The following is a 15,343-nucleotide window of genomic DNA, read 5'->3' as shown; positions in this document are numbered from 1 at the left end:
AAAACGAGATAAAACCCGGATGCGTCTCCCGGGTGGCGACATCAGTGCCTTCAAGAAAAAAGGCGGGAGTCCCCCGCCATTTTCGTTTTGGCTCGTCGACCGCTTAGTGCAGGCGGCCGCTGGCATGGGCCAGCATGGTGTAGACCTTGCCGGTGTCCGACGTGAGATAGGTCTGCGCCATGATGTTGTCGCGGTCGTTGCGCGAGACATCCTTGAGCAGCTTCTCGAAATCGTCGCAATAGCGGTCGACGGCGGCTCGGAATTCGGCCTCCGCCTGGTACTTACGGCGGATTTCGTCGAACGTCTGCTGGCCCTTCAGAGTGTAGAGCCTGCGTGTGAACACGTCACGCTCGCCACGCCGGTAGCGGTTCCACAGCTCGATCGAGGCATCGTGATCGATCGCCCGTGCGATATCGACGGACAGCGAGTTCAGCGATTCCACGACATGCAGCGGCGAACGCTGGGCAGGGGTCGGGCGCGGGGCTTCGGCAGGCGCCTGGGGGGCCGCCGGCTGGAGGTCGGCATCGTTCGACGCGGCAGTCAGCAGATCACGCACCCAGCCGCCTTGCGGCGCGCGGGCAGTGGTGTCGGCGGCACGCTGGCGCGGTGCCGCCTCCGCCGGACGCTCCAGATCGAGCGTGCCACGCAGTCCCGCGCCGCCCAGCGGTGCCTGCGGCGGGCGCAAATCCGCCTGCGGCGGTGCCGGGGCGCGACGGGGCGGCTCGGCGGCCCGTGCGGCCGGTGCCTGCGGGGCCGGGCGCAAGGGGCGTGGTTCCGAGGAGTCGCCGCCACGACCGGATTTCGCAACGATATCCGAAAGCTCCTTCAAGGCGTTTATCTGCTCGGAAACGGCGCGGCGGATGGCCGAGGTCGATTCCTTGGCCTCTTCCGGCATCTCGATGACGCCTTTCTTGAGTTCGGCCCGGGTGAGGTCGAGTTCGCTCTTGATCGAGCCCGCCGTGCGCCGCATTTCCTCGGTCGCATCGGCGAAGCGCTTGGTTGCCGACTCGACGACATCGGTGATGGCGTTGCGGATCTTGTCGGCAGATTCCAGCGTCTTGCCTTCGGCGTTCTGCAGCGTCTGGCCGACGAGGTTTTCGAAAGAACGCATGACCCTCTCGAGATCTTCCGACTTCTTGACCAGGCCAACGGCAAGATCCTCGAGCGACGACTGTCTTTCCAGCGTGTGTTCGAGGTTGCTCTGGGCCGAGCTCAGGAGGTCGGAAGCGCCGGCGAGCAGGCGGCTGTGTTCGTCGAACTTGGTGGCGATCGAGGCGACTTCACGCAAGGTCGACGACGACAGTTCCGTCAGCCTTGTCGTGTTCGAATCGACCAGACGAGCCGAGCTGGCAAAGATCTGCGCCGCCTTTTCGGTGGTCGCCGCGAAGCTTTGCGTGCTGCCGGTCAGGCGTTGGTCGACCTCGCCGAGGTTGACCGCGGCCTGCTCGATCAGCTGACCGAGCTGCGAGCTGGACTTGGTCATACGGCCGATGAGATCGGCGACGCTGTCGGACAGCGACGAACGGGCGCCTTCGACCGCCGACAGGGTTTCGGCGGTACGGTTGGCGAGCGCGTTGACCAGGGTCGCATTCTCGCTGCGCAGCTTCTCGGTCGCGCGTTCGGTGACCTCTTCCATGCTCTTTTGCAGTTCCGAGCCGCCCTGGGCGAAGCGCTCGACCAAAGGCCGCGCGGTTTCGTCGAGGATCTTCGACATCTCGGCGGACCGCGCCGCGAGCATGGTGTTGAGCTCGCGGGTGTTGGCGCCGATCGTCTTGGCGGCGTCGTTGGTGCTCTGGCCGATATGCTGGCCGACCGCGGTGAAGGTCTCCGCGATGACATTGGCACGCGATACGAGTTGCGCCTCGGCGGTCGATACCTGCTCGTTGATCTTCTGGCCCATCGTCTCGGCAGTGTAGGCGAGCCGGTTTTCGACGCCGGCGATCTGCTCTTCGACCCGGGCGGCCGCGGCCGCCGCGCTCGACGCGAGACGCTCGTCGGCGCCGGCAAGCGCCTGCTCGATTTCGCGGGCATGCACGGCCAGTTCCTGGCCGGTCTGGCGCGCGCGATCGGCGACCCTCTGTTCGGTGCTTGCGAAGGCGCCGACAATGGTCTGCGCATGCTCGCCGATCGTCGAGGTGCTGTCGGCGATGCGCGAAACCAGGCGCTGGTCGGCGTCGTCGAAGATGCGGGCGATTTCGGATGCCCGGCTGGAAAGCGCGTCCGAGCCTTCGGCGATGCGCGAGACCAAGTGCTGGTCGGCGGCATCGAAGATGCGGCCGAGATCCGACGCGCGGGCGGCGAGCGCCTCGGCGGATTCGCCGATGCGCATGCCGAGCCGCTGGTCGGCGCTTTCGAAGTTGCGCAGGATGTCGCCGGCGCGGGCGGCCAGCGACTGCGCCGTTTCCACGGCCCGGGCGACGAGCTTCTGGTCGGCCGCGTCGAACGTGCCGGCAATCTCGCTAGCGCGGGCGGCAAGCTGATCGGCCGCCTCCTGAGCCCGAGCGGCCAGTTGATCAGTGGTTGCTTGTGCGCGGGCGGCCAGCTTCTGGTCGGCCATGTCGAAGGCGCCGGCGATCTCGCCAGCGCGAGCGGCGAGCTGATCGGCGGTTTCATGGGCGCGGGCCAACAGCGAGCTGGAGGTGTCATCGGCGCGGGCGAGCAAGGCGTTCGTCGTATCTTCCGCTCGGGCGTGGAGGCGACGATCGGCCTCCTCGAAGGTGCGGGCAATGTCTTCGGCCCGTGCCAGCAGGGCGGCGGACGTCTGTTCGGCGCGCTCGGCGATCTTGCGATCGGCGTCGCTGAAGGCGGCACCGGCCTGTTCGTGCAGCGTGCTAGTGACTTCCAGCACCTTTTCGCGCAAGGCGCCGGCGACGAAGACCGCGCTCTTCTCGAGCACGCTGCGAACGTTGTCGACACCGGTCGACAGCGCGCGCTCCATGGTGCCGGCGCGTTCCTCGATGATGCCGGTCTGGCGGCTGAACGCCTGCTCGATCTTGTCGACATCGGCAGCGATCGCGGCGGAAATGTCCGTGCTCCTGGCGGCGATCTGGTCGATGTGGCCCGACAGCGAGCGATCGACGTCCTTGCGGGTCTCGGCGAGCTTGCCGAGATCGTCTTCCAGCGCGCGGCTGAGCATATTGCGGCCTTCGGACAACTTGCCGACATGTCCGGCGATGATGTCGTCGATATCGCCGCGGCTTTCGGTCAGCTTCTGCAGGTCGGCTTCGAGAGCGCGCTTGAGAATGTCGCGGCCTTCGGCCAGCTTCTCGACCTGGCCGGCGACCAAACCGTCGATGCTGGAACGGCTCTCGGCCAGCTTGGCAAGATCGGCCTCCAACGCGCGCTTGAGGACATCGCGGCCTTCGGCCAGCTTCTCGACCTGACCGGCGACCAGACCGTCGATGCTGGAGCGGCTCTCGGCCAGCTTGGCAAGGTCGTCCTCGAGGGCCTTCGACAAGGTCGAACGCTCCTGGACAAGCCGTTCCGCATGGTTGTTGACGTGGCCGCTAACGGTCAGCAGGTCGGCCTCAAGAGCTCTCGACAAGGTCGAACGCTCCTGGGCAAGCCGCTCGGTGTGGCTGTCGACGTGGTTGCCGACAGCTTCGAGGTCGGCTTCCAGCGCTTTCGATAGTGTCGAACGCTCCTGGACAAGCCGGTCCGAGTGGCTGTTGACAAGGCTGTTGACGGCTTCGAGATCGGCCTCCAGCGCACGGGCGAACTGGGTGCGGTCGTCGACCAGTTTCTGGGACTGATCGGCAACGGTGTTTCTGACCGTGTTGAGGTCGGCTTCCAATGCGCGGCGCAGGATGTCGCGACCTTCGGCGAGCTTCTCCACCTGGCCGGCGACCAGCCCGTCGATGCTGGAGCGGCTTTCGGCCAGCTTGGCGAGATCGTCCTCCAGCGCTTTCGACAGGGTCGAGCGATCCTGAACCAGCCTGTTCATGTGGTCGGCGATGACGCTGTTCACATTCTGCAGATCGGCTTCCAGAACGCGCGAGAGCTGTCCGCGATCCTCCGCCAGTTTGTCCGACTGGCTCGATATGACGTTCTTGATTGTGTTGAGGTCGGATTCCAGCGCACGCTTGAGAATGTCGCGGCCCTCGGCCAGTTTCTCGACCTGGCCGGCGACCAGACCGTCGATGCTGGAGCGGCTTTCGGCCAGCTTGGTGAGGTCGGCTTCAAGCGTCTGCGACAGCAGGCTACGGTCTTCCGCCAGGCGCCCGGAATGGCTGTCGATCAGGCCACGTATGCCCGACAGGTCGCTTTCAAGCGAACGGCCTAGCTGCGTGCGGTCTTCGGCCAGCTTTGCCGAATGCGCCTCGATGAGGTTCTTGATACCGGCAATGTCGTTTTCCAGCGCCTTGGCGAGCACCGCGCGGCCCTCGGCGATCTTCTCGACCTGGCCGGCGACGAGGCCGTCTATGTCGGCGCGGCTGTCGGACAGTTTGCCGAGATCAGCTTCCAGCGCACGCGACAGGATGTTGCGGCCTTCTGCCAATTTTCCGACATGTCCGGCGACCATTTCATCAATGATCGTACGAGCTTGCACCAGTTTACCAGAGTCTTCGTTGAGAGCCAGAGAGAGCCGGTTGCGGCCTTCCTCCAATCGTTCGAGATGGCTGCCGAGCGACGCATCGATGGCGGCGCGCGATTCGTTGACCTTGCGCAGATCTTCTTCGAGCGCACGCGCTATCAGGCTGCGGCCTTCGGCCAGCTTCTGCACCTGATTGGTCACGGCGGCATCGATGCCGGCGCGGCCCTCGGCGAATTTCTCCAGGTCCGCCTCCATGGCGGCAGCCATGCGCTCGCGGCTCTCGGAGAGCTTGCGGCTGTGGTTTTCGACGGCTTCCTCGATGCCGACGCGGGCATCGGCAAGCCTCTGGATATCGGCGTCGAAGGAACGCGACACGACGTGGCGGGCTGCCTCCATGCGGCCCGCGAAATCGCTGGCGCGCGCTTCGAGCATGGATGAGGTCGAGGTGACGATGTCGGCCATGTCGGCCCCGATCTGGGTCTTGCCCTGATCGATCATGGCCGACAACGTGTCCTTGCTCTCGGCGAAGGTGTGGGCGATTTCACGCGCACGCTCGACCAGCGTTTCGTTGATCTGGCGGGCACGGGCCTCAAGCGCGGCATTGAGCTTCTGCGTGCCGGTATCCAGCGCTTCCGCGCGGGTCTGGAACTCGCTGATCAGCGCCTGGCCGCGTTCGGCCAAGGTACGCTCGATGCCGTCGAGGCTAGCCTCGAACTCGGAATTGAGGGTGCGCGCGGCGCCGCCGAGCAGCGACACCATGCCGGTGGTGCGGTCGTCGAGCAGGTCGGTCAACGAGCGGGTCAAGCCGTCCGTGGTGTCCGTCAGCTTGGCGATACGGGTGTCGAGCAGGCTGGCGAAAGCCTCGCCGGAGGTCGAAAGCCGGTCGGTGATGTTGTCGAGGCGGCCCTCCACCGAGTCGAAGATCGACAGCGAGCTTTCGTTGATGCGGTCGATCAGCGTGTCGCCGGAATTGGTGATCGTCATCGACAGTTTGGTCGACGCATTGAGGATGCTGTCGCGGATGATGTCGCTTGCCGCGCCGATTTCATCGCGCAACGTCTCGTGCGCGCCGGAGATCGAGGCGCGGACGCGTTCGGCATGGGTGACCACCGCTTCGCGTTCGCTGCCCAGTCCGTCGACCAGCGACCTGATCCGGGTTTCGTTTTCCGAATAGGAGCGCTCGATCTGGTTGACCTCGCTGTGAACCAGCGTTTCCAGTTCCACGGCACGGGCAAGGGTGCGTTCGATGCCTTCACCCATGGCGGCCACCTCGCGGCGGACGGCCTGGCCGATCATCATGACGCGATCCTGAGCCATGTTTTCCGGCTCGGTCAGGCGGAAGGCCACTTCCGTCATCGATTGCGCGGCGATGCGCATGTCCTGGGCGCGGCGAATCATCGCCGCGAAGGCCCAGAACAGGATGACGGGCACGATTGCCGCGACGGCCAGGCCGATCAGTTCGGGGCGGGCAAAGAACTGGTCCAGCGTGCCTATCCGCCAGATGCTCGGTCCAAAAAGCAGGTTGGCCAGTCCGCCGGCGCCGGCGATCCAGGCGAGCGAGACAAAGGCGATGACCCAGTAGATGGTGTTGGAGGCGCGCCTGTTCAGGCTGTGCAGAAGGGTCTTGTAATCTTTCTGGCGATCGTCGTTGGCTGGCGCGAAGCCGGCGGGCTGGCCACCATTGCGCGTCTCTACCGGGCGAAGTTCGGCCGGCTTGGCCTTTGGCGCGGGCTTCTCGGCCTGAGCCTGATTGACGACGGGCGCCGCCGGCTGCTGATTGCGTCCCTCGCGTGCCAGCTCGTCGGCGGCCTGCGATATCTGCGCTTCCAGATCTTCCATCGAAGCCGCGATATCGAGGTCGCCACTGTCGGTATCGCCGCTCAGGTCGAGATCGAGCGCTTTTTCGAGTTCCCTGGCTACGTCGCTGTCGAGATTTCTGGTCGTATTTGGTTTCTTCGCCATGCCTTCGCTACCCTGTACTAGCTGCCGCGGGGGCTTATAATTCTGTTTGTCTTACCCCCGCGCAGGAGGCTGAAAATGGACCCTCGTATCGTAATGACACAGGGGGGTAAAGAAAACATGCATTCCGCGGGATACGTAAAACTTTAAATATAAGGTTAACGGAAGCGTGATTTGGGCGCCGCTTTGGCAACATTTTTCCGGGCCATTCATTAACCCGTTGTCCACTGGAATCGCCTAGTTTTTTCAGGCGGCCGAAGAAAATGGAGTTCGAGTTCATGCGTGGCGAAAGCGGCATTGCCTTCTCAATGCCGGGGGGCGACGTGTCGGGAACGAGGCAGTCCCGGCCGGTCGATTTGGCACACCTTGCCCGGCAAACGATGGGCGACCGCGCCCTTGAGCAAGAGGTGCTGGCGCTGTTTGTACAGCAGGCATTGTCGGTGCGCGACAAAATAGTCGATGCCGACATCAAGGACCGGCTTCTGCTGGCTCATGGCTTGAAAGGATCGGCCCGCGGCGTGGGCGCCTTCGCCATCGCCGATTGCACCACCGATATCGAGCACCAGCCGGAGAACCTCCAGACGCTCAATCGGCTCGGCAAGCTTATCGACGAAGTGCGCGACTTCATCGCCGCCATCAATCGCTGATTCCGGTTTGCGACAAAAACGTCACGGAGCGGCGCTTTCGCGCGGCAGTTGACTTGTTTGCCGGAGTGATTATCTCGGGCGAAACTCGCTTTCGTCCCGGGCGAAATTCCTTTCGTCTCGGGCGAAATTCCTTTCAGGTGACAAATGACCAAACTGACCTTCATCGCCCATGACGGCACACATTTCGACATGGATGCCGAAAACGGCTCGACGGTCATGGAAAATGCCATCCGCAACGCCGTGCCTGGCATAGAGGCGGAGTGCGGCGGCGCCTGCGCCTGCGCGACCTGCCATGTCTATGTCGATGAGGCATGGACGGCAGAAGTCGGTGAGCCCGAGGCGATGGAAGAAGACATGCTGGACTTCGCCTATGAGGTCCAGCCGAACTCGCGCCTGTCGTGCCAGATCAAGGTGCGCGACGCACTCGACGGCCTGATCGTGCGGGTGCCCGAACGTCAGGGCTGAAATCCAGCATCGGCGATTTTTCCCGCTGACGCTTGGCAGCGGGGCAATGGTCATGCAGTCTCGCCCGGACTTTCGCAGCGAGGCGCATCAATGACCGGGATCATCAGCACAGACGTCCTCATTGTCGGGGCAGGGCCGGTCGGCCTGTTCGCCGTGTTCGAGCTCGGCTTGCTGGACCTGAAGTGCCATCTGATCGACATTCTCGACAAGCCCGGCGGCCAATGCGCGGAACTCTATCCGGAAAAGCCGATCTACGACATTCCCGGCTGGCCTTCGATCTCGGCGCAAGGGCTCGTCGACAAGCTGCTCGAGCAGGTTGCGCCGTTCAAGCCGGACTTCACCTACAACCGCATGGTTTCCAGTCTCGAAAAGTTGGACGACGGCGGCTTTCGCGTGACCACGGACGAGAACGAGGTGTTCGAGGCCAAGGTGGTGGTGATCGCCGCCGGCGGCGGCTCATTCCAGCCGAAGCGCCCGCCAATTCCCGGCATCGAAGGCTATGAAGGCACGAGCGTTTTCTATTCGGTCCGCCGGATGGAGGATTTTCGGGGCCATGACCTGGTCATCGTGGGCGGCGGCGACTCGGCGCTGGACTGGACGCTGAACCTGCAGCCGGTGGCAAGGAGCGTGACACTCGTTCACCGGCGGGCGGAGTTTCGCGCGGCGCCCGACAGCGTCAACAAGATGTACGCCATGCAGGAGATGAAGCAGCTGGAATTCAAGGTCGGCCAGGTGGCCGGGCTCACTGGAGCCGATGGCCAACTGGCATCGGCCACCATCAAGGGCGGCCCGGATGGCGACATCGAGGTGCCTTGTACCCGCATGCTGCCGTTCTTCGGCCTGACCATGAAGCTCGGCCCGATCGCGGAATGGGGGCTCAATCTCAATGAGAACCTGATCCCGGTCGACACCGAGAAATTCCAGACATCGGTGCCCGGCATTTTCGCGGTGGGCGACATCAACTGGTACCCGGGCAAGCTGAAGCTGATCCTGTCGGGTTTCCACGAGGTGGCGCTGATGGCGCAGGCCGCCAAGCGCGTCATCAGCCCCGGCGAACGCATCGTGTTCCAGTATACGACTTCGTCGACCAGCCTGCAGAAGAAGCTCGGCGTCTCCGGCTAATTATTCCGGCAGGATCGGCGCCGGATCGTCGACGTGGCCTCGAAGTTCTTTCTCAGGCATCAGGGTCAGCGTGATAAGGCCCAGTACCAGAGTGCCGGCCGCGACGAGAAAGATCATCACGAAGGGCTCGGCCGATACGACATGTCCAGCCACCTCGACGCCTTCGCCGGCCAGCGGCAACCCAAATCCGAGAGCGACGGCGCCGAGCATCGCGACCCCCAATGCACTGCCGAGCGAACGCAGAAAGGTCAGCACTCCCGTCGCTACGCCAAGATGCATGCGGTCGACGGCGTTCTGCACGGATACGGTGGTTACCGGAAATGTCGTCCCCGTCCCCAGTCCGATACAGACGGTCAGGACTTCGACGATAAGCAGCGATGCATGGCCGGCGACAAAGGCCAGCAGGCCCATGCACAGGATGGCGAAGATGACGCCGACCATGGCGATGCGCTTGTAGTGGATGAAGCGCGGTATCAGGCGGCCGCTGGAAGCGGCGCCGGCCACGGTTCCAAGCAGAAGGCCAAGCATTGCAATGCCCGATTCGCTGGCCGTCAGGCCAAGGATCGATTGCAGATAGACGGGCAGATAGACGGCGAGGCCGACGCTGGAGGCCTGGAGCAGGAACATCGACAGAGTGCCAGCCAGGACGATCGGGTTGCCCAGTACCTCGAGCGAAATGAGCGGTTCGGCCGCCCGCGTCAGCCGCAGGGCAAAGGCGCCCCAGAAAAGCACGGAGCACGCCAGGACACCAATGACTTCCGGCGATAACCAGGGATAGGCGCTGCCGCCCCAGTTCAGCGCCAGCAGCAACAGCGCCGTGGCGACGATGAGCAGCAATGCGCCGAGACCATCGATGCTGTGATTCTTGGCCACGATCGGCAGCTTCTTGAGCGGCTTGTTGATGATCGCCATCGCAACAAAGCCCAGCGGGATATTGATCCAGAAGATGAGTGACCAGTGCAGATGCTCGGCAAAAGTGCCGCCCAGCAGCGGACCGGCGACGCTGGCGACGGCCCAGGTGCCTGAGAACCACGCTGCATAGCGCGCCCGCTCGCGCGGCGGGACGAGGTCTCCGACCACGGTCTGCGTCAGCGCGAAAAGGCCACCGCCACCGGCCCCCTGGATCGCGCGCCCCAGGATAAGGACGAACATGTTGGGGGCCAGTGCGCTGACCAGCGATCCGGCGAGAAAGATGAGGATTGCCGCGTAGACGGTCGGCCGACGCCCATGGACGTCGGAAATCTTGCCGTAGAGCGGTGCCACGGCGGTTGCGGTCAAGAGATAACCGGTGACGATCCATGGCAGGTATTCGGCATGGCCGAGCGAGCGCCCGATGGTCGGCATGGCGGGCGCGACGATGGTCTGGTCGAGGGCTGCCAGCAGCATCGACAGGAGAACGCCGCCGATGATGGCGTTCTTTTCGCTTTCTGTCAGCGGCGCGCTCGCCGCCGCCACGGCCTGCTTGTCGACAGCCTGGTCCATGTCTTCTCGTCCACGCGCTTTGCGCTGCCGCATCGGGTCTGCCTGGTGCATCCGCGTCACGATCGATCGTGATGCCCGTGCTTCCAGTTCGTGCCCGTGGCAACCCTGGATATGTCGTTCCGTATAGGCCGATTTCGCCTGGTGCTCGAAAAAAAATCGAAACTGGCTCTACGCTTCCACCCGGTTGGCTTGGACCCTGGCGAACGGAGGCGGCGAGGAAATTCAGGTCGGCGGCTGCAATTGGCCACTTCCGATGCGTTCCATCCGGTAGCGCATCAGCCGCAGGATGCGGCTTTCGAAATTGACACCTTCGACACGGTCGAACCGCAGTTGGTCCTGATCGTGTCTGGCAAGCTCAGCCGCCGTGATCTCGGCGGCCTTGGCTTTTGCCGCATCGCAATCCTTCTGCGGATAGGTCGCCTTGAGCGCATCTTCCAATGCGCGGCCGTGGTTCTTGGCGATCTCGACATGGCGGTCTTCATGGCGCTTGATGTCGGCCGACAATGTATCCCAGAACAGCCGCACATCGGCGTCGGCTTTGCGCGGGCGGCGCCATTCGGGAAGGATCACCTTGACCTTGACGGTGACGACCGCGTCGGCGATCCGGCAGGAGCCGGACTGGCTGGCGTAGCTGATGCGTGTCGTGAAGGCCATCTGGGTGGCGCCAGGGTGGCGCGACCCCGTGCTTTTGACCTGCGGCCCGTGTTTGGCGAGTTGCTGCTCAATATCCTCCAGCGTTCTGCCGCCAATGGCGAAATAGCTGTATGTCTTCACCAGATTAGCCGCATCCGCCGGAACGGCGACGGTAAGCAGCAGTGCGCAGAGCAGGGATCGTGTCATCATGTTGCCTCTTCGGTCACCTTGCTTTACGGCCTTTGCCGGCGCAACGGAACTGATCCGATGCGGATCACACATCGTTGATGGCCCCTTGGTTGGTGAACCCATGGTTGATGCGCAATGACGGCGAGGCGATGGCAGCTGGCACATGAGCGTCATCTCGAGCTTGGCGGCAAGGCCGTGGTCGTCGGCATCCTCAATATCACGCCGGACAGCTTCTCCGATGGTGGCCTGTTTGATGCTCCCGAAACCGCGTTGGTCCAGGCGCGCCGCATGATCGGGGAAGGCGCCGCGATCATCGATGTTGGCGGAGAATCGACCCGGCCGGGCGCAGCCGCGATCTCGGCCGGCGAGGAGCAGGCCCGTATCCTGCCCGTGATCGAAGCACTGGCGCATGCCGGCGACGTGCTGATCTCGGTCGACACCTATCGTGCGGAGACAGCGCGGCTCGCGGTGGCTGCCGGCGCGCACATCGTCAATGATGTCTGGGGTCTGCAGCGCGAACCCGACATTGCGCGGGTGGCGGCCGAAACCGGCGCCGGGCTTGTCATCATGCATACCGGCCGGGATCGCGAGAAGCTGCCCGACGTGATCGCCGACCAGCTGGCGTTCCTGGGAAAATCGCTGGAGATCGGGCGCGGGCAGGGTGTCGCCGACGACCACATCGTGCTGGACCCCGGCTTCGGCTTCGCCAAGGAGACCGCGGAGGAAAACCTCGACCTGATGGCGCGGTTCTCCGAGCTCTGCGCACTCGGCTTCCCGCTGATGGCCGGCACGTCGCGAAAACGCTTCATCGGCACCGTCACCGGTCGCGACGCCGCCGACCGGGCTGCCGGGACAGCGGCGACCAGCGTCATTCTCCGACTCAAGGGCGCGCATCTGTTTCGCGTCCATGATGTCGCAATCAACGTGGACGCGCTGGCCGTGGCGGATGCTATGCTGGCGCGGGAAACCGGATCGGAACGCTGAGCCATGTACGTCATCCGCATGAAGAATTGCGCCTTCTTTGCCCGGCACGGCGTGCTGGATGAGGAAGAAGCGCTCGGTCAGCGCTTCTATGTCGATGCCTCGCTCACCGTCGAGCCCGGACGCGCGCTCGTCGATGACGCCATCGGGGAAACGGTCAATTACGGCGTTGCCTTCACCGTCATCGAGGAAATCATCACCGGACACAGGCGCTTCCTGATCGAGGCCTTGGCCTTGGAAGTCGCAAAGGCTCTCACTGGGCGCTTTCCCCAGATTAGGAAAGCCGAGATCACCGTTCGCAAGCCCAATGCGCCGGTGCCTGGCGTGCTCGATTACGTCGAGGTGACCGTTGTCTGGCCCGAGTAACACCGTCTATCTGAGCCTCGGCGGCAATCTGGGCGATCCGGCCAAGTCGATGGGGGCTGCGTTGCGCCTGCTTGACGCCGATCCAGATACTGACGTGGCCGCCGTTTCTTCGCTCTATCGGACACCGCCCTGGGGCAAGCTCGACCAGCCGGATTTCCTCAACGCGGCCGCCGAATTGTCGACGCGGCTGTCGCCGCGGGCATTGCTCGACCTGTGCCTCGATGCCGAGCGAAAGCTCAAACGCGTGCGCGAGGAGAGGTGGGGGCCGCGTCTGATCGACATCGACATCCTGGTGTTCGGCGACCGCATCATCCATGAAACGGGCCTGGAAGTGCCACATCCGCGGATGCTGGAGCGCGCCTTCGTGCTGGCGCCGCTGGCCGAGATCGCGCCGGACCTTACCGTAGACGGCAAACGCGTTGTCGATCGGTTGGGCTCGGTCGATGCGGCCGGCATCGAGCGGCTGCCATCCGGCCAGGATTGGTGGGTGGCCTAGAACGGCGGTATCAGCCCGAGAAACCACCGTCGTCCAGGAATGCTTTTTCCTCAGCCGTCGTCTCGCGGCCGAGCATTCTGTTGCGGTGCGGGAAGCGGCCGAAGCGCTGGATGATGTCACGGTGTTCCAGAGCGTATTTCAGATTGAACTCGGCCCTGACCGTGTGAAGTTCGACCGACCGGTCCTGGTCGGCAAGATTTTCCGAATGTTCGAACGGCAAATAGAGGAATACGCGGACCTCCGGTTCCAGCGCCAAATCGTGGCCGGCAGCGACCGCCTTTTGCGCGAAATGCTTTGCCAGTGGATCGGTCGCAAACATATGGCCGGTGCCGCGAAAGCAATTGCGCGGAAACTGGTCAAGCAGGATCATCAGCGCCAGCGAGCCTTCCGCATGTCCTGACCAGTCGTCGCACTCGCGGCGGGCGGCAGCGTAATGGAGGTCGAGGAAGCGGTCGCGCAAATCGGCATCGAAAGCGTTGTTCTTTTCGAACCACGCATCCTCGCCGGCGTCGCGCCAGAATTTGGTCACCGACAGGGCTCTGCTATCCAATTCCATGCCTGATTCCCTCGTTCAATCCGCCGGTTCGGATTTATGCAGTACGCCGGCCGTTTCCTCGTTGAGCGCCTGGCCAGGACGGCGGGGCGTGGAGAGCGGAGTCGGGATTGGCGTGCCGATATTGCCTTTCAGGAAACGCTGTCCCGAGCGGATGCCTTCGGCGAGCTGGGTCTCGAAGCGGGCCGTGTCGCGGCGCCTGACGTCCTCGATCGTTTCGGCGACGTCTTCGGGGTCAACGCCCAGCGCTTCCAGCGTCGAGCCGCCAAAGACGAGCGCCGATTCGAAGGTCTCGCGCAACTGATAATCGACGCCGGCGCGGATGAGCTGCAACGCCGTGCCGCGGTCGAACGCACGTGCCAGCACCGTAAGCAAGGGAAATTCCGCCTTGACGAGTTCGGCGATGCGGATGGCGGCGTCGGGCTTGTCGACACAGATGAGCACGGCCCGCGCGCGGCCGGCCCCGGCGGCGTGCAGGATGTCCAGCCGCGTGCCGTCGCCATAATAGACCTTGAAGCCGAAATCGGCGGCCGCCTGGATCATCTCGACATCATTGTCGATGATCGAGACGTCGATGCCGCGCAAGAGCAGCGGTTGGCTGGCGATCTGGCCGAAGCGGCCAAAGCCGATGATCAGCACGCTGCCGGTCAGGCCGTCGGCGACTTCGACGCCGTCCAGCGACTGCTCGTCGCGCGGCGTGAAATAGCGCAAGGCAATGATCGCAAGCGGCGTCAGCACCATGGAGATGATGACGATCGCCGTCAGCGTCGCGTTTGCCTGGCCGTCGATGATGCCGACTGCGGCGGCCGCGGAATAGAGCACGAAGGCGAATTCACCGCCTTGCGCCATGAAGACCGCGCGCTCGAGCGCCTCGCGGTGGCCTGATTTCAGGATGCGGGCGACGATGTAGATGCCGAAGGCCTTCATCACCATGTAGGCGACGACATAGATGGCGATCAGCTTCCAGTTCGCGGCCACCACATGCAGATCGAGCGACATGCCGACCGCAAGGAAGAACAGGCCGAGCAGGATTCCACGGAACGGCTCGATGTCGGCTTCGAGCTGATGGCGGAAAGTCGATTCCGAAAGCAGCACGCCGGCCAGGAACGCGCCCATCGCCATCGACAGGCCGCTGAGCTGCATGGCGAGCGCCGACCCGAGCACGACCAGCAGAGCCGCGGCCGTCATCACCTCGCGTGCACGGGCATCCGCCAGGATGCGGAAGAAGGGGTTGAGCAGGTAGCGTCCCGCCACCACCAGTCCGACGATCGCGGCGATGCCGATACCGACCTCGGTCAGCCGCTCCGACAGGCTGGTATCGGCACCGCCGGGCGCCAGGAAGGCGATCAGGGCGAGCAGAGGCACGATGGCCAGATCCTCCAGCAGCAGGATGGAGACGATGCGCTGGCCCTTGGGCGAGGCGATTTCGCCGCGCTCCTCCAGAAGCTGCATGACGATGGCCGTCGAGGTCAGCACGAAACCGGCGCCGGCGACGAATGATTGCGCGATCGGAAACCCTCCGGCCATGCCGACACCGGTCAGCAGCACCGCGCAGACCCCGACCTGGAGCGCGCCAAGCCCAAAGATCTCGCGGCGCAGGCCCCACAGCCGCGATGGCTGCATTTCCAGGCCGATGATGAACAGGAACATGACGACGCCGAGTTCGGCGACATGGAGGATGGCTCCCGATTCGGAAAAGACGCCGATGCCGAACGGGCCGATCACCGCGCCGGCGGCCAGGTAACCGAGAATCGAACCGAGACCCATGCGCTTGAAGATCGGGACGGCCACCACGCCTGCCGCCAACAACGCCACCACCTGAACTAGATCGCTGCCCGATGCTTCCGCTGCCATGCCTCTTGTCCCTGTGTCCGACAGCACTCCTTGCATGCAGTTGGAGCGGGAGGCAAGGGCGG

Annotated in this window: 11 protein-coding genes; 6 read left to right on the top strand and 5 right to left on the bottom strand. The window is 64.0% G+C overall.

All coding sequences use genetic code 11. The features are described 5' to 3' along the window. Positions 1–103: 103 nt before the first annotated feature. Entirely contained in the window at positions 104–6,496 is a 6,393-nt protein-coding gene (locus FJW08_RS02640; RefSeq protein ID WP_140808612.1) for a kinesin, read from the bottom strand. Positions 6,497–6,771: 275 nt separating this feature from the next. Between FJW08_RS02640 and FJW08_RS02635 the strand changes: the two genes are divergently transcribed. The 3 genes from FJW08_RS02635 to FJW08_RS02625 all read left to right on the top strand — a co-directional run bounded on the left by FJW08_RS02635 (position 6,772) and on the right by FJW08_RS02625 (position 8,727). Beyond that, positions 6,772–7,140 (top strand): Hpt domain-containing protein, encoded by a 369-nt coding sequence (locus FJW08_RS02635; protein WP_140757560.1) that lies wholly within the window; start codon positions 6,772–6,774, stop codon positions 7,138–7,140. A 144-nt stretch (positions 7,141–7,284) separates the two neighbouring features. Beyond that, positions 7,285–7,605 (top strand): 2Fe-2S iron-sulfur cluster-binding protein, encoded by a 321-nt coding sequence (locus tag FJW08_RS02630; RefSeq protein WP_140757559.1) that lies wholly within the window; start codon positions 7,285–7,287, stop codon positions 7,603–7,605. Positions 7,606–7,695: 90 nt separating this feature from the next. After that, positions 7,696–8,727, top strand: a complete 1,032-nt coding sequence (locus FJW08_RS02625) for an NAD(P)/FAD-dependent oxidoreductase (protein WP_140808610.1) — start codon at positions 7,696–7,698, stop codon at positions 8,725–8,727. On the opposite strand, the gene FJW08_RS02620 is transcribed toward FJW08_RS02625, so the two are convergent. Next, positions 8,728–10,209: an MDR family MFS transporter gene (locus FJW08_RS02620; protein WP_140808608.1), complete on the bottom strand. Its 1,482-nt coding sequence runs from the start codon at positions 10,207–10,209 to the stop codon at positions 8,728–8,730. It abuts the gene before it with no gap. Between the two features lie 222 nt (positions 10,210–10,431). After that, a complete protein-coding gene (locus tag FJW08_RS02615) occupies positions 10,432–11,052 on the bottom strand; it encodes a DUF922 domain-containing protein (RefSeq protein WP_181178407.1) in 621 nt (206 codons plus the stop codon). Between the two features lie 114 nt (positions 11,053–11,166). Here FJW08_RS02615 and folP point away from each other — a divergent pair, with 114 nt between their 5' ends. Genes folP through folK form a run of 3 tightly spaced genes read left to right on the top strand, consistent with a single transcriptional unit; the run spans position 11,167 to position 12,874 of the window. Next, on the top strand, positions 11,167–12,015 hold the full coding sequence (folP, locus tag FJW08_RS02610) for a dihydropteroate synthase (RefSeq protein WP_140808606.1): 849 nt from the start codon (positions 11,167–11,169) through the stop codon (positions 12,013–12,015). A gap of 3 nt (positions 12,016–12,018) precedes the next feature. Further along, on the top strand, positions 12,019–12,378 hold the full coding sequence (gene folB, locus FJW08_RS02605; RefSeq protein ID WP_140701472.1) for a dihydroneopterin aldolase: 360 nt from the start codon (positions 12,019–12,021) through the stop codon (positions 12,376–12,378). Beyond that, positions 12,362–12,874: a 2-amino-4-hydroxy-6-hydroxymethyldihydropteridine diphosphokinase gene (gene folK / locus FJW08_RS02600; RefSeq protein ID WP_140808604.1), complete on the top strand. Its 513-nt coding sequence runs from the start codon at positions 12,362–12,364 to the stop codon at positions 12,872–12,874. Before folB ends, folK begins: the two co-directional genes overlap by 17 nt. Before the next feature lie 10 nt (positions 12,875–12,884). Here folK and FJW08_RS02595 read toward each other — a convergent pair whose 3' ends face one another. Continuing rightward, on the bottom strand, positions 12,885–13,430 hold the full coding sequence (locus FJW08_RS02595; protein ID WP_140808602.1) for a DUF924 family protein: 546 nt from the start codon (positions 13,428–13,430) through the stop codon (positions 12,885–12,887). 15 nt (positions 13,431–13,445) lie between these two features. Next, the gene (locus tag FJW08_RS02590; RefSeq protein ID WP_140808600.1) at positions 13,446–15,281 is read right to left on the bottom strand and encodes a monovalent cation:proton antiporter-2 (CPA2) family protein; all 1,836 of its coding nucleotides are present in this window, start codon (positions 15,279–15,281) and stop codon (positions 13,446–13,448) included. Between the last annotated feature and the right edge of the window lie 62 nt (positions 15,282–15,343).

It is taken from the genome of Mesorhizobium sp. B3-2-1 (genome assembly GCF_006439515.1).
In the GTDB taxonomy this organism is placed as follows: Bacteria; Pseudomonadota; Alphaproteobacteria; order Rhizobiales; family Rhizobiaceae; genus Mesorhizobium.
This window is presented reverse-complemented; position numbering and strand designations above follow the sequence as displayed.

What these genes read in the sequence shown, in the direction of transcription:
- FJW08_RS02640 (WP_140808612.1), bottom strand. Translation starts at nt 6,496, where the DNA reads ATGGCGAAGAAACCAAATACGACCAGAAATCTCGACAGCGACGTAGCC.
- FJW08_RS02635 (WP_140757560.1), top strand. Translation starts at nt 6,772, where the DNA reads ATGCGTGGCGAAAGCGGCATTGCCTTCTCAATGCCGGGGGGCGACGTG.
- FJW08_RS02630 (WP_140757559.1), top strand. Translation starts at nt 7,285, where the DNA reads ATGACCAAACTGACCTTCATCGCCCATGACGGCACACATTTCGACATG.
- FJW08_RS02625 (WP_140808610.1), top strand. Translation starts at nt 7,696, where the DNA reads ATGACCGGGATCATCAGCACAGACGTCCTCATTGTCGGGGCAGGGCCG.
- FJW08_RS02620 (WP_140808608.1), bottom strand. Translation starts at nt 10,209, where the DNA reads ATGGACCAGGCTGTCGACAAGCAGGCCGTGGCGGCGGCGAGCGCGCCG.
- FJW08_RS02615 (WP_181178407.1), bottom strand. Translation starts at nt 11,052, where the DNA reads ATGATGACACGATCCCTGCTCTGCGCACTGCTGCTTACCGTCGCCGTT.
- folP (WP_140808606.1), top strand. Translation starts at nt 11,167, where the DNA reads ATGACGGCGAGGCGATGGCAGCTGGCACATGAGCGTCATCTCGAGCTT.
- folB (WP_140701472.1), top strand. Translation starts at nt 12,019, where the DNA reads ATGTACGTCATCCGCATGAAGAATTGCGCCTTCTTTGCCCGGCACGGC.
- FJW08_RS02595 (WP_140808602.1), bottom strand. Translation starts at nt 13,430, where the DNA reads ATGGAATTGGATAGCAGAGCCCTGTCGGTGACCAAATTCTGGCGCGAC.
- FJW08_RS02590 (WP_140808600.1), bottom strand. Translation starts at nt 15,281, where the DNA reads ATGGCAGCGGAAGCATCGGGCAGCGATCTAGTTCAGGTGGTGGCGTTG.